Below are 20,220 nucleotides of genomic sequence, written 5' to 3' on the forward strand. Positions count from 1 at the left end.
ACCTTTACGGTTCCGGCTGCGGGTTGGGGCGGAACAGGGTAGCCGGAGTGGCCATGTCGAGGGCCTGGTGCGGGCGGAGACGGTTGTAGGTCTGAACCCACTCGCCGATGGCGGCCTGGGCTGCCGCGAGGGACGCGAACGGCCCGCAGTCGTCGAGCAGTTCCCGTCGCAGGGTCCGGTGCCAACGTTCGATCTTGCCGGTGGTCGTCGGTGAGTACGGCTTGGTCAGCTTTGCGCCGATCCCGTTCTCCCGGCAGACCCGCTCGAACAGCACTTCTGCGGGCCTGGGCCGCGTGTAGCGGCCGGTGAACTGCTTGCCGTTGTCCGTGAGCACTTCGGCCGGCACGCCGTGGATCCGCATGGCCCGCACGAACGCGTGGGCGACCGCCCTGCCGGAGGGGACGGTGAGCACCTCGGCGACCACGATGAAGCGAGAGTGGTCGTCGATCCCGGTGAGCATCTTGCACTCGCGCCCGTCGGCGAGGTAGATCCCGCCGACCAGGTCGAGCTGCCACAGGTGCATCGGGGTCTCGCGCTGCCACCGCTTGTTCTTGCGCCGGTGCTGCTGTTCCTGTGGGCGCACGAGACCGTTGCGGTACAGGGCCCTGTGGACCGTGGCCCGCGACGGAGCGGGCTTCGTGCCGGTCCGCTCGATCTCGAAGGCGATCCGTCGCGCTCCCCAGCGCGGGTGGGATCGGCGCATCTCGCAGACCAGGGCCTCCACCTCAGCCGGCAACCTGGTCGGACTCGTCCGCGGCCTACGCTATGCCTCCCGCAGACCCTCGAAGCCACCCGCGGCGTACTTCGCCTTCCACGTGTAAACCGACTGCCGTGAGACCCCGTACCGCTGGGCGATCTCCGTGATCAGCGAACCGTCGAGCACCTCCAGCACCGCCCGGTACCTCTGCTCGACCAACCAATCGCCCTGCTGCTGGCCCTCCGCCTCCTGAGTCACCCCCGAAGCATCTGAAGCACCATCAGAAACTGTCAAGAGTGTCCCGAGAACTTCACGTCAACTATGTCCTGAGCCCTCACATGACACTATTCCGAACGTGCGATATTCCCCTCGGAGGGGCTGAGGTTGGCTACTCCAGCCCTTCGAGCCAAGCGGCCATCGCCAGCGATTGCTGCAGATCGACTCCGAATTGGCTGGGGTTGTCCTGGGCGAGGGTGCGGCGGATGGTGATGGCTTCTTGGATCGTGGCCAGGGCTTCCTTCTGCCGACCCACCTCGTTCAGCCGGAGGGAGAGATTGTGGAGAGCGTCGGCGAGGTCGGACAGATGGGCGTCAGGGTCGGCCTCGGCGAGGACGCGGAAGTGGGCGACGGCTTCCTGGATGGCGGCCAGAGCCTCCTCCCACCGACCCACCCAGCTAAGGCTGTCGGCGAGGTTGTTGAGGGATCTTGCGAGGTCGGGCAGGTAGGCGTCAGGGATAGTCGTTGCGAGGGTGCGGCGGATGGTGACGGCTTCCTGGATCGCGGCCAGGCCCTCCTTCTGCCGACCCACCTCGTCCAGCCGGAGGGAGAGATTGTAGAGAGCGTCGGCGAGGTCCGACAGGTGGGCGTCGGGGTCGGCCTCGGCGAGGGCCCGGGAGTGGGTGACGGCTTCCTGGCTTACTGCCAGGGCCTCCTCCCACCGACCCACCCAGCTAAGGCCGAAGGCGAGGCTGTAGAGAGCATCGGCGAGGTCGGACAGGTGGGCGTCGGGGTCGGCCTCGGCGAGGACGCGGAAGTGGGTGACGGCTTCCTGGATGGCGGCCAGCCCTTCCTGCTGTCGGCCGGCCTGGCCGAGCCGGAGGGAGAGGTTGTTGAGGGCCAGGGCGAGGGCGGGCAGGTAGGTGCCGGGGTCGGCCTCGGCGAGGGTGCGGCGGATGGCGACGGCTTCCTGGATCGCCGCCAGGCCCTCCTCCCACCGACCCACCCCGCCGAGGCTGACGGCGAGGTTGTTGAGGGACTTTGCAAGGCCGGGCAGGTCGGTGACGGGGTTGGCTTCGGCGAGGGTTCGGGAGTGGGTGACGGCTTCTTGGATCGCGGCCAGGCCCTCCTCCCACCGACCTACCCTGCTGAGGCTGACGGCGAGGTTGTTGAGGGAATTTGCAAGGCCGGGCAGGTGGGCCTCGGGGTCGGCCTCGGCGAGGACACGGTTGTGTCGGACGAGTTCACTGGCAAGGCTGGCGGCGGTGATGGCGAGGCGGTGGCTGGCCTCGGGGAACTGGTCGTGGAGCGCGTTGAGAGTGTCGAGAGAGGTGTCGGGGTGGGTGGTGATGATGTCGAGGGCGGTGATGAGCGGGGTCGGGTGGTCGGTGCGGGTGGCGGTGGTGACGATATGGGCTGAGAGTTGCCGATGGTGGCGGACGCACAGTTCGGTGAGCTGGGCGTCGAGGAGCCCCTGGAAGACGGAGTGTGTAGCGGCGCGGCTGTAGACAGTGAGGAGTTGTCCGGCCTTGGCGTCGTCGGCGCCGTGTAGGAGATGGTCGGCGAGGCGGGGGACAGCTTCGAGGGTGCGGCCGACGTGGCGTTCAGCGAGGCGGTCGGGCTGAAGGGTCCCCCAGAGCGGTCCGCCAGTCGCCGGGGTGGGGTACAGAGTGGCGAGCCAGACGGTGACCTGGTCGCGGCGGTCGCGGGGCTGGTCCGCGAGCGCGGGCAGGCGCCGCCACAGGTGGTCGGCATCTTCGCGGTCTGTGGCACCAGTCAGGTGGCCGGCGGCGATCGCGGTTTTCAGGGTGTCCATGCTCAGCGCCGGCGTGAGGCCGAGGGCGGCGGCGCTGTCGCGCCAGTAGCGGCTCTCGTGGCCGAGCAGCCGGTCCTCGACGTTCCGCGCACCTTCCACGCCCTCGGCGGCGTTGACGGGTGCGGGCCTGTTGCTGTCGGGTTCGGCCGGGACGGTGTCGAGAAGATCCGCGAGGGCGGTCATGTGAAAAGTGAGGGCGTTGCCGTAGGCGTCCTGGCAGAGGCCGCGGGGTTCGGGGAGGCTGGCTGCGGCCATTGTCCAGTCATGGCCTGCGAGGCCGTCGACGAACGGGAGCGCGGCGGCGAGGGCGCACACGGCTTCGCGGTAGTGGTCGGCGCGTTGGTCGGGGTCGTTCTCCAGGGGGGTTAGGTGGTGGGTGCGGGCGGTGGTGAGGTAGTCCTCGGCCTGGCGGGTGGCGGTGCGGGCCTGCTGCCACCAGTCGCCGTCGGTGCGGGCCAGGAGTAGGAGCTTGAACGGGCTGTTGCCGGGGTGTTCGGCGGCGGCTTCGATGAGCGCGGTGAGCTGTCCGGGGCGGGTTTCGGCATAGTCGAGTACGACCAGCAGGGGTTTGGCTGCGCGTCGTAGATCCAGCAACTGTTCGGGGCGGGCTCTGGTGCGCGGCCACAGGACGGTCCAACCGTCGGTGGTGAGCTGGTGGGTGAGGTGGTGGGCAAGGCGGGTCTTGCCCTGTCCGCCCGGGCCATGCAGCAGCCATGCCCCGACCCCGTCCAGTCGGCACCACGCGGTCAAATCGGCGGTCAGGTCCTGACGGCCATGGAAGGGGACTGTCTGCCGTCCGGCCTCCAGTAGTGCTACTGGGGTTGTGGGCCGGGGGCGCCGGGCCAGGTCCTGGGCGGGGTCGGCGAGGTCCTGGAACTCGACCGCCGTCAGTTTGGTCGCCGAACCACCACCGTGAGTCCCAAGGTTGGTGCGGAATGCCGGGTCGTGGTGCAGGACGTAGGCCGGGACGACGTTGAGCCGGCCGTGGGCGGAATGGGCCCGGTCCGCGGCGACGACGCCGGTCAGGTAGCGGTCACAGAACACCGCCGCCCCGGACAGTCCCCCAAACGGTGAGGTACCGTCCTCCGGCCATCCAGTGGCGGGGGTGCGCAGGTCCATGACGTACTGGTTGCCGACAAAGCCGCTGCCCGGGTTCACCTCACCATCGAGGTGCGAGGCTTCGATGGGGCAGTCGAGGCGCTGGGCCTCGTCGGGGACACCCCAGGTCTCGCACGGAGTGCCGGGGCAAGTAGTGTCCGGACGTCCCCACAGGACGGGAGCGGTGGGCGGTCGCCAGTGCGGGGAGTCGTCGACGAGCACGAGCGCCGCGTCGTCGCGCCCGCCTGCGGTGCCGGCCCACACCACGCTCCCGCCCGCGATGCCGGTGCCGGCCGGGTGGAAGACGGTCACCCTGGTTCCGGTCGAGCCGGTGACGTGGGCGCAGGTCAGAACCAGGCGGCCGCCGACCGCGTACCCGGACCCGCGTCCGCCCGGCCCGTTCACCCCGGCAAGACGTACCCGCTCCACCCACGCTCCCTACAGCCCGCCCTGCTTGTCACCACGTGGTCGCGGCCGGGCTACGTGGTGTCGGCCGCGGTCCGGTTCTCAGTCCTTGATGCGCCCGGTGGTGCCGCCGGGCCCTTCCGGGCGCTCCTGAACGGAGCTGATCAGGAGGTCGGTTCCGTCGGGGCGCTTGGGGGTGAGAGTGAAGGAGACCCGGTGGGTACGGGCGCGCGAGATTCCGGCCTCGGTCTCGGCACCGACGGCCCAGAGTTTGAAGCCGGCCTTCGCCTTCGCGTCGGCGCGCAGTTCAACCTCGAACTCCATCTCCACCTGCCCGACCGCGAAAACCACCCCCGGGTCGTCCCCGGCCCGGGCCGCTGCTTCCAGCAGCTCGTCGCGCACTGCTGCCACCGCATCCGCCAGCGGAACATCCATTCGTACCCACCCCTTGAACACCTGACCTGCAGTCATGTCGGTGCGGACACCGTAGAGCCCGGATGCCGGCCCGCGCAGGCGAAAGCCGGTTTCGACCCCGGTCCGCCCGCCTGTCCGACGTGGAGCAGGCAGGCAGACCGGTCGCTGGCTATGCGCAGGTGTCGAGCATCTCGGTGAGCGCGATCTACTCGGAGGTGGTGATGCTGAGGCCGTAGGTGTACTTGATCTCGGTCCAGGCGCGGAAGTAGGTGCACCAGTAGGCGGCGGACGGCGGGCGCCAGGCGTCCGGGCCCTTGTCGCCCTTGGCCCTGTTCGAGGCCGCGGAGACCGCGTTCAGCTGGCTGTTTTCCAGGTCGCTGGTTATCTGGGGTCAGAAGCCGATCATCGCAGGTCAGGCCAAACCCGCCGGGTCAGTGACATAGGTCACATGCGACCGGGCATCGTCTCCAGGTTGGACCCGAGCACGCGGGGATGGACACCGTTGGGTCTGCCCGCAGAGGTCGGTGCGGGGTATCCGCATCCAAGTCGCATGAAGAATCTGGCGATCGGGTTACACAAGCACGGCCTGCGGAGCGTCGTAGGGGGTGAGAGTGCACCCTCGCATCCGATCACCCGGTTCCATCGACCATACGAAAGCCCTGCATCTATGACTCCGCATCAGCCGCCCGACTGGATCTCGCTCGTCTTCCTCGCCACGGCGGTGCTCTCCGGGGCCGCTCTGAAGCTCAGGCTCCCGGAGATCGTCGCCGCATGGTGGCGGGAACGGTTCACCGAGCGCCTCGCGCGGGAACGGCGTCGGCGCCTGCACGCTGTGCTTCGCTCGCTGCCTCCGGGCACCACAGTGCACGAACGCGGCGCTGATGGAAGCGAGCTGACCGTTCGACGGGATACGTCACCGGCAGTGCGACGGGAGGGCTATCGGCTGTGGTGACCCCGCCCGACTCGCGGGGTGAGGCTTGCCTCGACCTCACCCCCGAGGAGCTCCGAACCGCTGAGGAGCTGCACGACGAGGTATTTGATCTCGTAACACGCGCGCTGGTGAAAAAGCACGGCCTCAATTTTCAGGACAGCGAGGACATTACGTCAGCGACGTTCGTCACAGTCCTCAGGAGATGGAGGAAGATCGACGCGGACAAGCGCCGTGGCTACTTCTTCACGGCGGCAATGCACATGGCTATTAATCACTTTCGCAAACAGCAGAGCATCCGTGATGCGGAGTCCAAGGCAGCTGAGCGTGACTGGGGTGCGCCGTCCGCAGAGGCAGAGCTGGAGCGCAAGGAGAAGATCGGCGCCGTACGGGCCGCCGTCGAGGCCTTGCCCGGGAAGAAATCGCGCGAGGTTCTGATCTATCAGTGCGACGGACTGGACGACTCGGAGATCGCCGAGAAGACGGGGAAGAACGAAGCAACTGTCCGGAGCCAACGGAGTAAGTCCCTGCCCTATCTCAGAGAGGCCCTCAGTGACTATGGAAAGGCTGGTGAGTGATGGAGCCCGATCTGACACCTCCGCTTGGAGATCAGAACTCGGAGGAACGGTCGTACCGGCCGGCCTCCGGTAGGTTCGCGGCCCTGCTGCGAGAAGCGCAGAATCAGAGCGATGTCTGGGACGTCGAACCGGACTCGTATCACGGTGAATTCACGATGACCGCAGCCCCGGGCGAGCTCTGCTCGCCCGGGGCTCCGGCCCGCCTTGCCCCAGAGCTCTCAAACACTGCCTATCGCCTCGGTAACAAGGCAATGGAGCGGGGACACTTTGAGGCAGCGGCTGCCTGGTATGACAAGGCTGCCGAACTTGAACATCCTGGCGCTGCGTGGCGCCGGGCATGGGCTGAGCTTGAGATGGCACTGGTGCGACTCCGAAACGCAGATAGCGCACTCTCCGGTTCGAAAGTTTGCGAGAATTCTCATCTCGCGCACTCAAGGGTTGTGTGGCTTTGGCTCTCCTCGGCCTCCGAAATGGGGCATCGAGATGCAGTCAGGGTTGTCCAAGCCGCGAGGTTCGTGAAATCCGTGGAGTCGCATCGGGAATTTAGCCCAAGCGAGTCATTCTCTGCAATTTTGCTTGGAGTCCCAGAATTTGGCTCTCGAAAGCACAAGCCATCCCCTGCATTTGATGATTTCAGGGAGTGGACAGCTTCCGGAAATTCGGATGACCCTCGCGTGCTACATAGGTTTGCGGTATCCGCATATCCGGTCCTTGCTCCGCTGTTGAGCTCCTTTCCGTCTAGCGTAGATCTAGATCGTGATTGGCACCTCGTCGAGGCGAAGCGCGCCGGGAGTCCAGGAGTCACACCTCAGCTTCGGCGCTCGCATATGGAGTCTCTAATCTGGCTCAAGCGGCGACGTAGCCAGAATCAGAGCATTAGGCTCCGATTGAGGAACTCTTCAATGGCGGACGCCATTCGCAGGTCTGATCTGCTCTGGCTTCATGCGCGAGTCTTGGATTGGAGCTTCGAGCAAGGTTGCGGCGTCCTCATGGTCCATGGAGTAGGTGTCGACTCAAGGTGGGAGTTTCAATTCAAGCCAGGGGATTTCCATAGGGACCGCCTTCGACCCGGGCAAGAAATTGAGCTTGGGGTTTCAGAGGTGGACGGATCCCGATGCGAGGCCGTGATGATCGAAAAATAAGATGGCCGTGACTCGGATGCCTCGTGTGCGCTGCTAGCTCCAGCTGAAGTCACGTGATCGTCCGGGCCGTCAGAGCTGCTGACGGCCCGGACGATTCGCCGCTGCGTCAGTTTTGCGTTCCCGAATCATGCGGCGGAGGCTGGTGCGGGCTGCCGCGAGATCATCCTCAAGAGCGGTCACACGTGCTTTGAGCTGCTTGTTCTCTGCCTCGGCATCGCGTGCGGCAGCAGCGAGTCGGTGGTTCACCTCGGTGAGTTCGGCGACTCGCTCAGTGAGGTCCAGGGCGCCGAGCTGGTCAAGCTGTTGACCAAGACGAGGCGCATTCCGCCGCGGAGACTGCTGACCTCGCCGCGAAGCCGCTTGATCTCTTCGCGCGCGAGCAGCAGGTCCGTGCGTACGCTCGATCCGCTCACGCGTAGCCCGGCGTGCTCAGCTCGGGCGGGATCAGTGGCTTGTCGGCCCTGTGCCATCTCAATGTGCTCCCGGACTCCCGGGGCAGCCAGTGGGAGACCTCGGCCCGCTTGGCGACGGCGGCGAAGGTGACCGGCTCACCGTCTCTGAGCATGTCCTGGACGCCTTCAGAGCCCGGCCAGGCTTCGTGAGGCTGTCCTGTAGTCGTGCGTCCAGTAGCACAGAAGCGAGCCGAGCGGGGCATGGAACAGGTTCACGAACACCATGTCGCAGGCCGTTGCTTCTGGGACCGCGTCACGCTCGTACTGGTAGTCCGCATAGAGCCCAACCACATTTTCCGTCACTGGAATTGACCGCGCGAACCGCGACTTGGCCAAGGCGTGTCTTGTTGTCGTAGGGGCTGAGCCAGGTGCTGGCGACGGGCGGCTGCGAAGGGCGGCAGCCTTTCCCTCACGTAGTGCAGCTAACTCAGAAGGGCCTCAAAATGGTCGAGCGAATTATTACGGTTGAGCCAATTTAGAACGCAGGACGCCACACAAGGCGGGCAGCCAACGCCAACTCAGCGACACCAACCTTGGAGAGCAAGATTGGACGTCGAGCGACACTCAGGCCCTCCGGGCAGGTATTCGACTCGCCAACCGCGCCAACGAGCGCCTCAAACTCATTCACACTCATCAAAGATGACAAGAAGAGAAGACGGCTCGACACCCAAGCCTCGCGCAAGGTTGAGAAGGGTGATCAAGCTTGGATTGCGCCGTCCGTGCTCAATGTAGACCACGCCGCGGAAGCTGTGTCCACTCCTGCTCGCGAGCTCCTCAAGGCTGAGCCCCCGGGCCTCGCGAAGGCGTCGAAGGTGCATGCCGAACGCGTGGAACTGAGGGTCCGGCGGGTCGGTGGGCGGCACGAGTTCGACTCGAACATCGACAGCCGTTTGACTGCCATGAACAGCTGTGCATAATCGGCGCTGATCGTTGCTTTAGCGCGCCGAGCCGCGGGTTCACCGTCGGTGGAGCTGAACTCTTCGAGAGGAAGCGCCGCATGCCAGCCCCAAGGAAGTACCCGCCGGAACTGATCGAACGCGGAGTTCAGACGGTCATTAAGATGAGGCAAGACAATCCGCGCCGCTCAGGCATTGTCAGAGAAGTAGGCGAGCGCCTGGGAATTCACCCGGAGGTGTTGAAGCATTGGGTCAATAAGTCAGATGCTAACGCCGACTCGCTCTCCAACTCTGCTGACACGGATGCCGCTAGAGTTCGCCGGCTAGAGCAAGAGAATGCGGACGTGCGCCGGATCAACAAAATTCTCAAAGCTGCCGCAGTCCTGTTCGCGGCGGAACTCGAACCAGGCACGTCGCTCTGATATGTCTCAACAGATATCGGACCTCGAACGCTGCCGCGCCCGCCCGAAGCCGCGTCCTCAAATAGCGCTAGGGTGGTCACGCGCCAGCTTTCCTCGGCCCAGCCCCGGAGGTCACATAGGTCGCCGTGACCTCCGGGGAGTCAACCTCGCCGTGAAACTTGACACGGTGCCTGATCCACTCTTCAAAGATGGGGATGGGAACATTCCCTGGGTGTGATTGGTACGTATTCTCGTACCACGCGATCGCAAGTCGGTTGCAGGAGATGCACAACGAGCCTCGAACGCAGTCCTTGCAGTAGTTCCTGGGTTCGTGCCCGCTAGCACAATCGTGCGCATGGTCAAGTTGCCAGCCGCGCATGCCCGGGTCTGACGTCCCACACAGGCAGCGACCGCCCTGCAAGGCGAGGATCGCATCACGAGCGAACTGGGATATCCCGCGGCCATAGTGCACGATGCAGAGGCCGCGCGAGTGGGTTCTGGCGTCGCAGTCCCTGTACCGGCACGTCGACCCCCACTCCGCCTGCGACTTCCAGCCCCTGATAGGACTGAGCGGCTTGCCGTCCGACCACTGCTGGTAGTGCCTGTCGCAGTAACCGCTGGAGGAGTGCGGCCAGCCACACGGTGGGCTGCTGAACTGGCATGTGGTGTAGGTGCCCGCCGGCAACTTAGGCCTGATCGGCCTGAGGGGGAGTCCCTTGCGAGCTTGATCGTAGTACGACTTGCACAATGGCACGCCGTTCGATCGGGCGCGGAAGCGGCGCCCACATCCCTGGAAAGCGCATGCCTCCGTGGCCTGGTCAGCCATCTCTCCGTCTACCGGTACTCGCTTTGATCAAGGTGCGGTTCCCAGTCCGTCAGCTCTCGAAACGCTTGAGCTGGATCTTGATCCCGGGGTCCTTCACCAACAGATGAGGCTTTCCGGCGAATCCCTGTACGGCCTCGAAGAGCTCACGATCACTGCGGCCGGTCAGCTTGTTTCCGATCAGGCCTAGAAGCTCGGCCCACTTCCCTTGAGAACGCTCCCACTGCAGCTTGCTGACGATGACGGGGTCCGAGAAGGACGTTAGGGCCAGTGAGGCCTGTTGCGGGCTGAACCTGGCGATCAGGTCCTGATAGATCGGGTCGGCGTTGATGGCCACACCGTTGCCGTTGGTCAGGAAGACCTCGATGACTCCGAGCACGTACTTCCGGTTCAAGCTGTCTGGGACATCGCCATGCTGGCCGACGAGTTCCTGAAGTCGACGTGCGATCGGCGGCTCGGTGTAGAAGTTGCTCCAACCGTTGTGTGCGTCGATCAGCTCGTCGAGAGTGCCGTCGATCTCCCACGCCTTCTCCTCGGACGGAAGATATGTCGCTCCGTCAACGAGGTCGATAAGCTGCCGAGCGAGGTCCGCCTGTTCCTCGTCACCGTTCGCTCGGAAGCGACCGAGTCGAAGGCCGAAGTTGTAGCGGGCCTCGTCCGAGACTCGGTCCCAGAGCTTCGGCCAGAGTCCTCGGATGTTGTCCAGGGTCTCCGGCGTTGTGGTGAGGGTGGTGTATCGACCGAAGAGGCCAGAGGTAAGGGGATCGGCCTGGACGGACGGGAGGTTCACGAAGAAGGACGTGATCTCCTTGATCGTGCTGTCATCGAGTCGCTTCTCCTTGACCTTCGCGAGCAGCTTCTTGACCTGAGCCGTGACCTGGTCGTAGGGAAGTGTGATCGCATGCTTGATGCAGGTTCCCAGCCAGTTGGCCAGCTGGAGACCGTCGAGCTGGGCCTGATTGGGGTGAGCAGCACTCGCCCAGTTCCGCATGTAGCGGATGAGATCGAGCTCCTGGAAGCCGATGTCGGAGATCAGGCCGATCTCGCGGCTTCCGTTCAGAAGCTTCTGGTCGTCAAGCTTGGGCAGGTCATCCTCGTCCTTCAGCTCCATGCGCTTCTTGTCGGACTTCTCGGCGACGTCGTAGAAGTACTGGAGATCGAAGTTCACGACGCGCTTGCGAAGCTCAGAGACCGTCTCGTCCCACAGGTAGTTCAGCGCTGCGTCGAAAAGCCCGACAGACCCAGCAATGATCATCTTGGAGATGTAGCTCGCCTGTCCCCGCTTCTCGACAGGCAACCGTTTGAGCGCGAATCCAGTGCTCTCCATGAGCGCGTTCCGCTCCTCGACACCGACCAGCACACCCTCGGTCGGTAGCCCGGACTGCGCAAGGATGCCGAGGATCAGGGCTTCGAACGACAGCAGCCCTTGAAGCGCAGTTTCGCGCGAGTCAGCCGTGACCTGACCAGTCGGGCGGGGCTCAAGGTGTCCAGTCATGGCCGCGAGCGTAGAGCACCGACACGCGCCGCGGAACCGATCTCCTTTCATCGGTAACCAAGTTGATAGCCGGCATGCAGGCATCGCCGACTCGGCGGGCAGTGTCCTGCGACGGCCGCGCGATCTGGCGAAGACGCTGGAAGCGGTCCAGGCGCTAGTCGACGAAATGGCACGGCTCCTTATCCAGCAGGCCGGCGTCTTACCGCGCATGACCAACGACCCGTACGCCCCCGGGGCTGGGCGAGGCATCGCCGAAGCCTCGGCCATCGTTACCCAGCTCAACAACCAGCTCATCAAGGCAGACGTAGCGGCGGACTACGAGCACTGACCCACCTCAGCGGCAGAACACCCGAACATTGCGGAACGACCAATCGCGACGAAGCTCAGGCCGCCTTGTCCTTGAAATCGCCGGACTGACGGATAGCTCCCATGACACGATCGTGGGCGGCCGGGTCCAGCGTGGTGGCGACACCGATGGCGAAGACGTAGGCCACCGCGGTCAGCCCCGCCTGTTCGACGGTCTCGATCCAGGTGAACGGCTTCACCGTCATGAGCGCCCAGGTCCCGACGAGCACCACGACGGCGGCGAGCCGACGTGCCCAACGCCCCAGCCGTCGGCTCAGCAGGTCGCGACCAGAAATCTCTGCGGCCATGGACTTCCAGTCCCCGTCAGCGGCGTTCACCACTGCGGCTGTGAACGCCCCGCGCATAGCCTCCAGCTCCGGACCGCCGACGGCGGCTACCGTCTTCCAGTGGCGTAACCGCGCCGCGATGCCCTCGGCGACCCGGTTGATCTCCATGTCCCCCGCGCGATCGCCCGTGCGCATCGCGCGACGCCACCGCCCTTCGACGAGTTCGGCCAGTTCTTCGGCTTCTTTAACTAGAAGACGGCGGCCGTCACTGGCGATGTAGCTTCGCAGGCCGACACCCGCCCGCTCGAAGGCCTCGTCCTCCTCGTCCATTGCGCCGGCCTGCACGGGGGCGGCCATCTCCGCAGTCATCACCTGAAGGGCGAGCGCGATTTCCAGGAGCCGGTCCAGCAACTGCGCGCAGAGGAGGTCTCGCCGCGGCTCGCGCGGCCCGAAGAGCTGCATCAGGTACAAGATGATGAAACGCAGGATGAAGAAGGCTTTCACGACGGCAGAGGCGGCCAGCGCGTTGATGATGCTGCCGTCCAGGCTGAACGAGGCCACGGTGATGTCGCCCTTGCCGCTCGAGTGCCAGGCCATGACGTCTGGCTGGCTCTGCCAGTCGTCGAGGTACCGCTGCCAGCTCGCTGGACGGCTGGCCAGACTCACCATGGCGACCACCGTCAGAATCTGAACCAGGAACAGGCCGCCGTCCCCAAACCGACGGGAGACGCGGTTGTTGAGTGGCGTGGTCACCAGTAAGAGGACGAGCATCACCCCACCGACAGTCCAGATGTTGATGCTGGGGGCACCACGGGTGATGACGTGGGCCGTCCACCACCCAAGGGTCGCGATGTAGAACACGAACACCCAGAACAGGACGACGTCCAGTCTGAAGAAAAGCCTGTAGACCGCCCGCGCCCAACTGGCCCGGATCTCGACTGACCGGGCTGCGGCAGCGACCTGCGGCCCGATGCGCTCACGGGTCTCGGCGTCAAGCTCCGGGAGCACATCTAACTGAGCTCTCCGCTCTTCCCCCAGGCCCCAGAGTTCCCGCCGCCGCTCTCTCGGCCATGAGGTTACGTCGTCGACGAAGTCTCGCCAGGCCTGCTTGATCGCCTCCGCGCCTTGGGGGACGAACTCCTCACGTACCTCGCGGGCGAGTTCACCCCAGAACGACTCCTGTGTCGAACTGGCGCCTCGTGCCCGCTCGTTGTGAACCACGGTCCCCGCTGTTGGTCTTCTCACGCCGAGTCGGCCACCACGGTAGCCAGACCAACGTGCTTGCGGGCCCGTTCCGGGATCCCGCGCCGACGGGTTCTCCAGCGGTGGGAGCTCTGGAGCCGGGGTGCGGATACTTTCGGCCAGATGCGATGCCGAGGAGGAGGACTTTGCAGGGCGCGCATCATGCGCCGCGCCACCTCTTCCTTGCACTTGGGAGTGGCATCTGAGGTGCTTGGCTCCGCATGTGGGACCAATGGCAACCCCCAGCCTCCGTGGTCTGCTGGGCTGTGCGGAGTGCCCCTGACAGGCACGGGACTCACTGCTGGCGAGATCTTCTCTCCGGCGTCGGATTTGCAGCGGAGTATGGGCCTGTACTTCCAGGATGCAGGTCGCCCGGGAGGCCCACCACACAGCGGACTCCGCCGACTGTGAGTTCTGGCTTCTGGACCGAGGCCTGAGCGGGCTGAGCGCCGTGGCGGGCAGCGTCGGTGTTTAGGCGGGTCAGGTGCTGGTGAGCGCGGTGAGTTGCTCGCGTTCCTCGTCGCTCAGCTCGGAGCAGGAGCAGGCAGCAGCCGAGCACGCACAGCGGGGGGCAGTAGTCGTAAGGACGGAACGGGTCAGAGCCAGGCCCCGGTGGGGTCGTCGCTGGTGGTCTGGGCGACGACGGGTGCGGGGACGGTCCAGGGGGCCGTCGTGGGCACGGCGGGGGACCAGGTGGATGTGCAGGTGCTCCACGGAGTGGGTCGCCTCGGGGCCGATGCTGGTGATGAGGTTCGCCGGGCTGGCGTACTGGGCGGCAACGGGTTCTCCGATCTGGTCGGCGTCGGCCGGGCGGCCGCGCCCCGCACCACGACGCCCGCCGTCCCGGCCTGGATGGCTCGGGAGCGGCGGGCGTGGTGGTGGGCAGCGTCGGTCAGCTGTGCTGGAGCTCGGAGGCGCTCTCGGCGTGGGTGGGCAGCGTGTGGGCGGCGGCGGTGGCAACGCGGAGCCGGAGCTCCTCGGCTGCACCGACGGTGGCCAGCAGGTCCTGGTAGAGCTGGCGCTGGTCGGGGTCGTGGAGGTCGAGGTTGGTCTCGGAGGCGGCTGCGGCGTTGCAGAGGTAGACGACGTTGTCGGCCGCCTCGCGGTGCAGGCCGATCAGGCCGGGCTGGAACTCCATCGGCGAGGTCGACCTCGCCAGGGCCCTGCGCAGGTCCGCGGGCCGGGCCGCTCGGGCGGCGTCGAGGTTGCTTTCCAGCACGGCCGCCAGGGCGGCCGGGTCGTGGAGCGCGAGGTGGTAGCCGAAGCGGTGGAGCATACGGGCGGGCAGGAGCTGGAGCAGGTTGCGGCGGGGCATGGTGGTGGGTCCTCTTCGGTGGTGTCGGGTGGGCGGTGCCGTGGGGCCGGGCGAACGGGTCAGTCCAGCCCGGCGCGCAGCTCGTCGGCGCGGGTCTGGGCGGCCAGGGCGGCCTGGGGGTTGATGGCGGCGCCCCGGGCGGCGGCCTCGGTGAGGAGGCGGATGAGGGCCTGGCGGGCGGCGGGGTCGAGGGCGGGAGCGGGACGGGCCGTCTCGGGCGGCGGCGACCCTGGCGGCGAGGGGTTCGAGGTCGCGCAGGTCGCCCCGGTGCTGCGGGATGGCCGGGGTGCTGTCGTGCGTGCTCAACGGGTTCTCCGATCTGGTCGGTGTCGGCCGGGCGGCCGCGCCGCGCACCACGGCGCCCCGCCGCCGGGCCTGGTTGGCACGTGGGCGGGGCGCGGTGGTGGGCAGCGTCAGAGCCCGGTCGTCAGTGGTGGAGCAGGCTCCAGGCGATCAGCAGGATGAGGCCGATGGTGACCAGGACGGCCTTGGGGGAGATGCTGACGGCGGCTTCAAGGCGCCGGATCTCGGCGTGGAGGGCGTCGCATTCGGCCTGGATGCCCGCGTGGGAGGGGCTGCCGGCGGTGAGGCCGACCAGGATGTGGAGCGGTGGTGGAGCCGTTCGTAGAGTGCTGCGATGCGGGCTTCGCGGGATATCGCCCAGCTCATCGGTGGTGGGGCCTTCCTGTCGGCGGTGCGGGGCAGGTGGTGGGGCGGCGGCCGGTGGGCCGCCACCCGGGGGCGGGTCAGCGGCGCTGGTCGAACGGGCCGGAGGGGTTCGGCAGCGACGTGAGCCGGGCCGTTGCGGGGGAGGGCTTGGGCGCGGGTGCCTGGACGGTGATCTGCGGCTGGACTTCGGTCCTGTTGATCACCAGCGGGCGCAGGCTGAAGGTGATGCCGCGCAAGGCGAGGGCGGAGGCGGCGGCGAGGGCGGCCGCGGTGATGCCGACGGCGACCGTGCGGCCGGCGGGGTCGGTGCCGCTCCAGACCATGGCGACGGTGGCGATCGCCCAGGCGGTCCAGGCCAGGCGCCAGGTCGCGGCCTGGGAGAAGCAGGCGAAGGCCCCGGCGGCGAAGCCGAAGGTCTTCCACGTGCCGGCCGCGGCGGTGGAAGTGAGCGGTGCGGGCGTGTGGACGGCGAGGTAGGCGTGGACGGGGCGGGTGATAGTGGCGGCCAGGCCGCTGCCGGGGAGCTGTTCGGGCAGGTGGACGGCGCCGATGACGGCGGCCGCGGCCTGGAAGAGGATGCCGCCGGCGGTTGCGAGGACCAGGACGCCGAGCGCGAGGGCCACGGTGTAGGTGAGGACGCGGACCCAGTGCTCGGCGTCGTCCCAGTCGTCGATGGCGTTCACCAGGTCGCGGCGGCGCTGGTCGAGCCAGCCGCCGGGGGCGGTGGCGGTGCGGAGCTTGCGGGCGGTGGCCTCGCGCAGCGTGTCGGCCTGCTGCTCGTCGGAGGAGGTGCCGGGCTGGTGCTGTCCGAACGGGGAGGTGGGCTGGTTCACGGTAGGGTTCCTGTTCTGGGTGGTGGTGTGGTGAAGGGCCGACCGCGTCGTGCGGCCGGCCCGGCGGCGTGGTGCCGGTCGACCTGTGGACCGGCTCAGCCGTTGTGGTTGTTGATGACCCCGCGCCAGCTGGCGGACTGCTTGCCGATGGTCGTGGTGTGGTTGCGGTGGACCAGCGCCAGGACGGTGCCGGTCGCGCTGGCTCCGTCGCCGCTAGCCGTCGCGGACGCACCCTTCGCCCCGGCGGTGACGGAGCGGAGCTTGCCGAGCAGGCCGGCCACGCCGAGCACCACGGCGGCGACGAGGACGGCAGCCCACTTGAGGAGGTCGCCGAGCTGGTCGGCGTGCGGGGCGACCTCGGCGACGGCGGCGCCGAGCATCCACACCGCCCCGCCGGCCGCCAGGGACGCGATGGAGCCGTACAGGACGTACTGGCGGATCGCCAGCGGCAGGCCCGGATCGGCGGCCGGTGCGGCCGCGGGGACGGGGACCTGGGCGTCGACGGCGCGGCGGTGGTCGGCCAGGCGGGGGGCCATGGCGTCCAGGTGGGTGCTCACGTCGAAGACGGGCACGGCTGCGGCCTCGCCGTCGACGAGTGCGGGCACGCTCGTGGTGTCGCGGGCGTCGGGACTCATCGGGACGGCGACGAGGCTGCCGTCCACGTTCGCGGGAAGGTAGCCGGGCTCCAGGAGGATGACCTGCCGGTCGGTGCCGGGCATGGCGGTCTCCTTCGAGGTGGGAGGTGGGAGGTGGGTGCGGGGGCGCCGCGGCGCCTTCTGGGGCCGCCGGGCCCGGCCCGTTGACGGGCGGGGTCCGGCGGCCCCGGAGAGGCCGGGAGCGGGGCGGCTGCTGCGCGGCAGACGGCCGTGCCCGCCGCTCCGGGTGGGGCTGCTGCACGGCCGAGGTGGCGGCGAGGTGTTCAGTCGTTGATGCGGGTGGTGCGGCCGGCGGCGATGATCTGGCGGATGAGGCGGGCCGTCTCGGGTGACTGCTTGCCGGTGCAGGAGGGGCCGATCAGGTACGCGGCCTCGTCCAGGACGACCACGTCGGCGCGGGCCGGGCCGGACGGCAGCTCGCAGCGCCCTGCGGGAGCGCAGCTCCATCAGGGCCCGGTGGGCGTCGAGCGCGGTGACGGCGTCCTCGGCGGTGCCCGAGCAGGGCTGGAACCGCATGCGCGGGTCGAGGGAGGCCTCGGCGAGGAGCAGGTCGACGGTGCTGACCTGGCCGCGGATGCGCATGGGCGCGGGACGAGCGGGGCGGCTGGGGTTCACAGGCGGGTCCTTCCGGGAGCGTGGCGGGTCAGGAGGCGGCGTTGCTGAGCGCGGTGACCAGGTTGGTGAGCAGCTGGTTGATGGCGGGGCCGGCGCCGGTGGAGGAGAGCGTGAAGCCGAACAGCACGAGGGCCAAGGCGGGCCAGAAGCCGACCGCGCGGCCCCGGTAGAGAAAGACGGTGATGACGTCGAAGAGAACAGCGAGGGAGACGGTGACGGCCACGGTTGGCTCCTGGCGGGTCGTTGACGGGTTGGGCAGACGGGCGGACCGGGTGTGGTGTTTGCTGATCCGGCCTGGTGGTACGTCAGGTTCGGGCTGCGCTCCGCACCACTGGGGTGCGGGGCTGGGAGACGAGGGGGTTGTGGTGGCGCACGTGCACTACGCCTGCTGGAACTGCGATGCGGACAACCGGGTACACGGCGAGGGCTGCGACTGCTGCAACGTCGTGGAGGTCCCCGAGTCCTGGTTCTGCTGGAACTGCGACGCGGAGAACTTCTGCGACGACGACTGACCGCTGATCAGCCGCCGCGCAGGCCGGTGAGTGCGTTGCGGACGCCGCCGAGGCTGACCTTGCGGCCGCCGTCGGCGTTGACGGCGGCGAGGATCTCCAGGTCGTCCAGGTCCTCGCCGTCGGTGCTCTCCAGCACCGCCAGCACGCGGTCGGTGAGGTTGAGCCGGGAGGCGGTCCTCGGCTCGGGAGCGGAGGCGGGGATGACGGGGACCGGCGCGCTGCGCGCACCCCGACCGCCCCCGCCCCGGTGCCCGCCGTTGCCGCCGAGGCCTCGGCTGCCCGCGCCGTCGGCTTCGCCTTCCTCGGACTTCTCCGGGCACGCGGCCTGGTAGGCCTCCATCCCGTCGAGCTTTCCGACGTAGGCCTCGCCCGCAGGCTCCCAGGACTCCTTCTCCAGCGTGGCGTGCTCTCCGTCGCCGTAGAGTGCGAGCATCTCGGGGTCCAGGCCCTCGGTCGGCACGTCGGAGCCGACCTTGAAGAACCGCATGCGGGCGGTGGGGTGCAGGCCCGAGAGGTGGTAGCCGCTGCCCTGGGTGCCGGGCCGGTCCTCGTCCGCCTCGGTGTCGTCGAACTGCGACACGAGCTCGACGGCGCCCGCGTACTTCGGGATCGCGGCGAGCTTCTGCCCGGCCGGGAGCAGGCCGTCGGAGACCAGCTGCCGCATGAGGTTGGAGGTCCAGCGCAGCAGGATCACCTCGCCCTCCTTGAGCATGGAGCGCAGGGTGTCCGAGCCGCCGAGCTCCTCGAGGTGGCCGGCCTGCGCGAACAGCGCAATACCCATCCCGAGGGAGCGGCCGGTGCGGCCGATGTCCTTGATGTAGAACGTCGCCTCGTCCCGGTACGGCGCACCCTTCTCCAGCAGCCGGTTCGCCTCGTCCACCACCATGTACATCAGCGGGTCCGGACGGTCCATCAGGAACTTCGACCGACCGGCCGCCGCGTACCTGATCTCGCGGGCCTTCATGACGTTCCAGAACACCCGCAGCTGCGCGATGGCGCCCTCCTGCGTGTAGACGCACCAGTCGCAGTTGCCGCGGGCCTCCGGGGCGGACTGGCCGCCCTTGAGGTCGGCGTAGAACACGCCGACCCCGGAGCGCTTCATCCCGGCGAGAATGATCTGCCCGCCGGTGCTCTTACCGGCGCCGGTGGTCCCGAACAGCAGCATCCGCTGCGCCGAGCCGGACTTCGGGTCGTACAGGCGCAGCCGGGTGCGGCGCCCGTTGTGGTGCAGCCCGACCCAGATCCGGCCGGTGGAGTCCATGACCAGGCACTCGGGGTCGGGCAGCAAGACGTCGGCGAGCGGGTCTTCGGGGTAGATGGTGACCAGGCCCCGGCTGCCGTGGGTCTCGACGGCCAGGCGGGCGGGGTCCTTGATGTCCATGGCGTCAGCGAGGCGGGCCATGTCGTAGCCGATGACGTCGCCGGGCGGGGCCTGGACGGTCAGCTCGTAGATGAGGCCCACGTCAGTGCAGTTCCTTCGTGTCGGTGTCGATGATGCGAACGCCGGTGATGACCGTGCCGGGCATGCCCTTCGGGGCGATGTTCTTCACCCAGTGCGTGTAGGGGTCGAGGGCCTCCTGGTCGGCGGTACCCACCGTCAGTCGCCGCACCCCGGCTCCGCGGCCAGCTACCTTCGCGACGCTGATCTCCTCCTCGTCCCAGTCCAGGAGCGCGGACAGGGCGGTGATGGAGATCGTGGGCACCGGCGTGCCCGGGACGGCGGCGCGGATCAGCCCGGACATCCCCTTCTCGCCGGTGCGCTCGACGTCGGTCAGCACGGTGCCGGGGGCGACACCGCCCTCGACGGCGACCCGCTGCGCCCACCAGATCGACATCGGGTGGGTGGATCCGGCCGGGACGAGGGCGGCGGCCTGCTGCTCCTGGACCTGCTGGACGGCCTCGGGGGTGAGGGAGCGTTCGCGGCCGGCCAGGACGCGGGCCATGCGGGCCGGGCGGACCTTCCAGGTGACCAGCGCCCACGTGGCGTCGAGCGCGAGCTCCCACCAGTGCAGGCCGTGGACCAGGCGCTCGGTGACGAGCAGTCCGGCCGCGCTGACGGGGGCCACGAGGTAGAGGGCGGTGGCGGCGTCACGGATGCGGCCCGTGGGCAGGGTCGCCGACCAGATCAGCCCCCAGGCGGTGGCGGCGCCGGCGCCGCTGATCGTGACGACGAAGGGCAGGGTGTCGGTGGTGAGCGCGCCGACCGCCAGGCCCGCCGTGGTGGCGAGGGTCGCGGTGCGGCCGATGTAGCCGCGGGCGACGGCGATGCGCCCGCGCAGCGGGCCGAGGGACATCATCGGTGGGGGCTCCTTCGCGGGTGCCGCCGGGAAAGCGGCGGGTTCGGGGGGCGAAGGGGCGGCCAGCCCGGCCCGTCGGGGCGGCACC

At 67.9% G+C, this 20,220-nt stretch carries 21 protein-coding genes; 5 read left to right on the forward strand and 16 right to left on the reverse strand.

Annotation, left to right across the window (positions count from 1 at the left end):
• Window positions 1–4 precede the first annotated feature (4 nt).
• From ACFYUY_RS34845 to ACFYUY_RS34860, 4 genes are all read right to left on the reverse strand, one after another.
• Window positions 5–703 (reverse strand): integrase core domain-containing protein, encoded by a 699-nt coding sequence (locus ACFYUY_RS34845; RefSeq protein ID WP_387906727.1) that lies wholly within the window; start codon window positions 701–703, stop codon window positions 5–7.
• A 60-nt stretch (window positions 704–763) separates the two neighbouring features.
• Window positions 764–916 (reverse strand): helix-turn-helix domain-containing protein, encoded by a 153-nt coding sequence (locus ACFYUY_RS34850; RefSeq protein ID WP_387906730.1) that lies wholly within the window; start codon window positions 914–916, stop codon window positions 764–766.
• 169 nt (window positions 917–1,085) lie between these two features.
• Window positions 1,086–4,256, reverse strand: a complete 3,171-nt coding sequence (locus ACFYUY_RS34855) for a tetratricopeptide repeat protein (protein ID WP_387906733.1) — start codon at window positions 4,254–4,256, stop codon at window positions 1,086–1,088.
• A 78-nt stretch (window positions 4,257–4,334) separates the two neighbouring features.
• On the reverse strand, window positions 4,335–4,667 hold the full coding sequence (locus ACFYUY_RS34860) for a trypco2 family protein (protein ID WP_387906735.1): 333 nt from the start codon (window positions 4,665–4,667) through the stop codon (window positions 4,335–4,337).
• Between the two features lie 924 nt (window positions 4,668–5,591).
• Here ACFYUY_RS34860 and ACFYUY_RS34865 point away from each other — a divergent pair.
• Window positions 5,592–6,152 carry an RNA polymerase sigma factor gene (locus ACFYUY_RS34865; RefSeq protein ID WP_387906738.1) on the forward strand — a complete coding sequence of 187 codons (561 nt, stop codon included), beginning with the start codon at window positions 5,592–5,594 and terminating at the stop codon, window positions 6,150–6,152.
• Between the two features lie 1,551 nt (window positions 6,153–7,703).
• On the opposite strand, the gene ACFYUY_RS34870 is transcribed toward ACFYUY_RS34865, so the two are convergent.
• Both ACFYUY_RS34870 and ACFYUY_RS34875 read right to left on the reverse strand, forming a co-directional pair.
• The gene (locus tag ACFYUY_RS34870; protein WP_387906741.1) at window positions 7,704–7,859 is read right to left on the reverse strand and encodes a hypothetical protein; all 156 of its coding nucleotides are present in this window, start codon (window positions 7,857–7,859) and stop codon (window positions 7,704–7,706) included.
• Window positions 7,860–8,366: 507 nt separating this feature from the next.
• Complete coding sequence (locus ACFYUY_RS34875) at window positions 8,367–8,564, reverse strand: helix-turn-helix domain-containing protein (RefSeq protein WP_387906834.1); 198 nt, start codon at window positions 8,562–8,564, stop codon at window positions 8,367–8,369.
• 179 nt (window positions 8,565–8,743) lie between these two features.
• Here ACFYUY_RS34875 and ACFYUY_RS34880 point away from each other — a divergent pair, with 179 nt between their 5' ends.
• A complete protein-coding gene (locus ACFYUY_RS34880; RefSeq protein WP_387906744.1) occupies window positions 8,744–9,064 on the forward strand; it encodes a transposase in 321 nt (106 codons plus the stop codon).
• 76 nt (window positions 9,065–9,140) lie between these two features.
• Here the strand turns inward: ACFYUY_RS34880 and ACFYUY_RS34885 are convergent, their stop codons facing one another.
• Together ACFYUY_RS34885 and ACFYUY_RS34890 are read right to left on the reverse strand one after the other, a co-directional pair.
• Window positions 9,141–9,869 carry an endonuclease domain-containing protein gene (locus ACFYUY_RS34885; RefSeq protein WP_387906747.1) on the reverse strand — a complete coding sequence of 243 codons (729 nt, stop codon included), beginning with the start codon at window positions 9,867–9,869 and terminating at the stop codon, window positions 9,141–9,143.
• A gap of 49 nt (window positions 9,870–9,918) precedes the next feature.
• On the reverse strand, window positions 9,919–11,361 hold the full coding sequence (locus ACFYUY_RS34890; protein WP_387906750.1) for a hypothetical protein: 1,443 nt from the start codon (window positions 11,359–11,361) through the stop codon (window positions 9,919–9,921).
• Between ACFYUY_RS34890 and ACFYUY_RS34895 the strand changes: the two genes are divergently transcribed.
• Window positions 11,360–11,689, forward strand: coding sequence for a hypothetical protein (locus tag ACFYUY_RS34895; protein ID WP_387906752.1), 330 nt, complete (start codon window positions 11,360–11,362; stop codon window positions 11,687–11,689). The genes ACFYUY_RS34890 and ACFYUY_RS34895 overlap by 2 nt on opposite strands.
• A gap of 55 nt (window positions 11,690–11,744) precedes the next feature.
• On the opposite strand, the gene ACFYUY_RS34900 is transcribed toward ACFYUY_RS34895, so the two are convergent.
• Window positions 11,745–13,214, reverse strand: a complete 1,470-nt coding sequence (locus tag ACFYUY_RS34900; protein WP_387906755.1) for a hypothetical protein — start codon at window positions 13,212–13,214, stop codon at window positions 11,745–11,747.
• A gap of 913 nt (window positions 13,215–14,127) precedes the next feature.
• Window positions 14,128–14,550, reverse strand: a complete 423-nt coding sequence (locus ACFYUY_RS34905; RefSeq protein ID WP_387906757.1) for a hypothetical protein — start codon at window positions 14,548–14,550, stop codon at window positions 14,128–14,130.
• Between the two features lie 277 nt (window positions 14,551–14,827).
• On the opposite strand from ACFYUY_RS34905, the gene ACFYUY_RS34910 reads away from it, so the two are divergent.
• Window positions 14,828–15,178: a hypothetical protein gene (locus ACFYUY_RS34910; RefSeq protein ID WP_387906759.1), complete on the forward strand. Its 351-nt coding sequence runs from the start codon at window positions 14,828–14,830 to the stop codon at window positions 15,176–15,178.
• 118 nt (window positions 15,179–15,296) lie between these two features.
• On the opposite strand, the gene ACFYUY_RS34915 is transcribed toward ACFYUY_RS34910, so the two are convergent.
• The 4 genes from ACFYUY_RS34915 to ACFYUY_RS34930 all read right to left on the reverse strand — a co-directional run bounded on the left by ACFYUY_RS34915 (window position 15,297) and on the right by ACFYUY_RS34930 (window position 17,546).
• Window positions 15,297–16,052, reverse strand: a complete 756-nt coding sequence (locus tag ACFYUY_RS34915; protein ID WP_387906762.1) for a hypothetical protein — start codon at window positions 16,050–16,052, stop codon at window positions 15,297–15,299.
• A 95-nt stretch (window positions 16,053–16,147) separates the two neighbouring features.
• Window positions 16,148–16,771, reverse strand: a complete 624-nt coding sequence (locus ACFYUY_RS34920) for a hypothetical protein (protein WP_387906764.1) — start codon at window positions 16,769–16,771, stop codon at window positions 16,148–16,150.
• 200 nt (window positions 16,772–16,971) lie between these two features.
• Window positions 16,972–17,097, reverse strand: a complete 126-nt coding sequence (locus ACFYUY_RS34925; RefSeq protein WP_387906767.1) for a hypothetical protein — start codon at window positions 17,095–17,097, stop codon at window positions 16,972–16,974.
• Window positions 17,098–17,351: 254 nt separating this feature from the next.
• Complete coding sequence (locus ACFYUY_RS34930) at window positions 17,352–17,546, reverse strand: hypothetical protein (protein WP_387906770.1); 195 nt, start codon at window positions 17,544–17,546, stop codon at window positions 17,352–17,354.
• A gap of 142 nt (window positions 17,547–17,688) precedes the next feature.
• Between ACFYUY_RS34930 and ACFYUY_RS34935 the strand changes: the two genes are divergently transcribed.
• The gene (locus ACFYUY_RS34935; RefSeq protein WP_318277776.1) at window positions 17,689–17,835 is read left to right on the forward strand and encodes a hypothetical protein; all 147 of its coding nucleotides are present in this window, start codon (window positions 17,689–17,691) and stop codon (window positions 17,833–17,835) included.
• 7 nt (window positions 17,836–17,842) lie between these two features.
• On the opposite strand, the gene ACFYUY_RS34940 is transcribed toward ACFYUY_RS34935, so the two are convergent.
• A complete protein-coding gene (locus ACFYUY_RS34940) occupies window positions 17,843–19,297 on the reverse strand; it encodes a transfer protein (RefSeq protein WP_387906773.1) in 1,455 nt (484 codons plus the stop codon).
• Between the two features lies 1 nt (window position 19,298).
• Window positions 19,299–20,132, reverse strand: a complete 834-nt coding sequence (locus ACFYUY_RS34945; RefSeq protein WP_387906776.1) for a hypothetical protein — start codon at window positions 20,130–20,132, stop codon at window positions 19,299–19,301.
• Window positions 20,133–20,220: the final 88 nt, after the last annotated feature.

It is taken from the genome of Kitasatospora sp. NPDC004745 (assembly GCF_042873275.1).
GTDB lineage: Bacteria > Actinomycetota > Actinomycetes > Streptomycetales > Streptomycetaceae > Kitasatospora.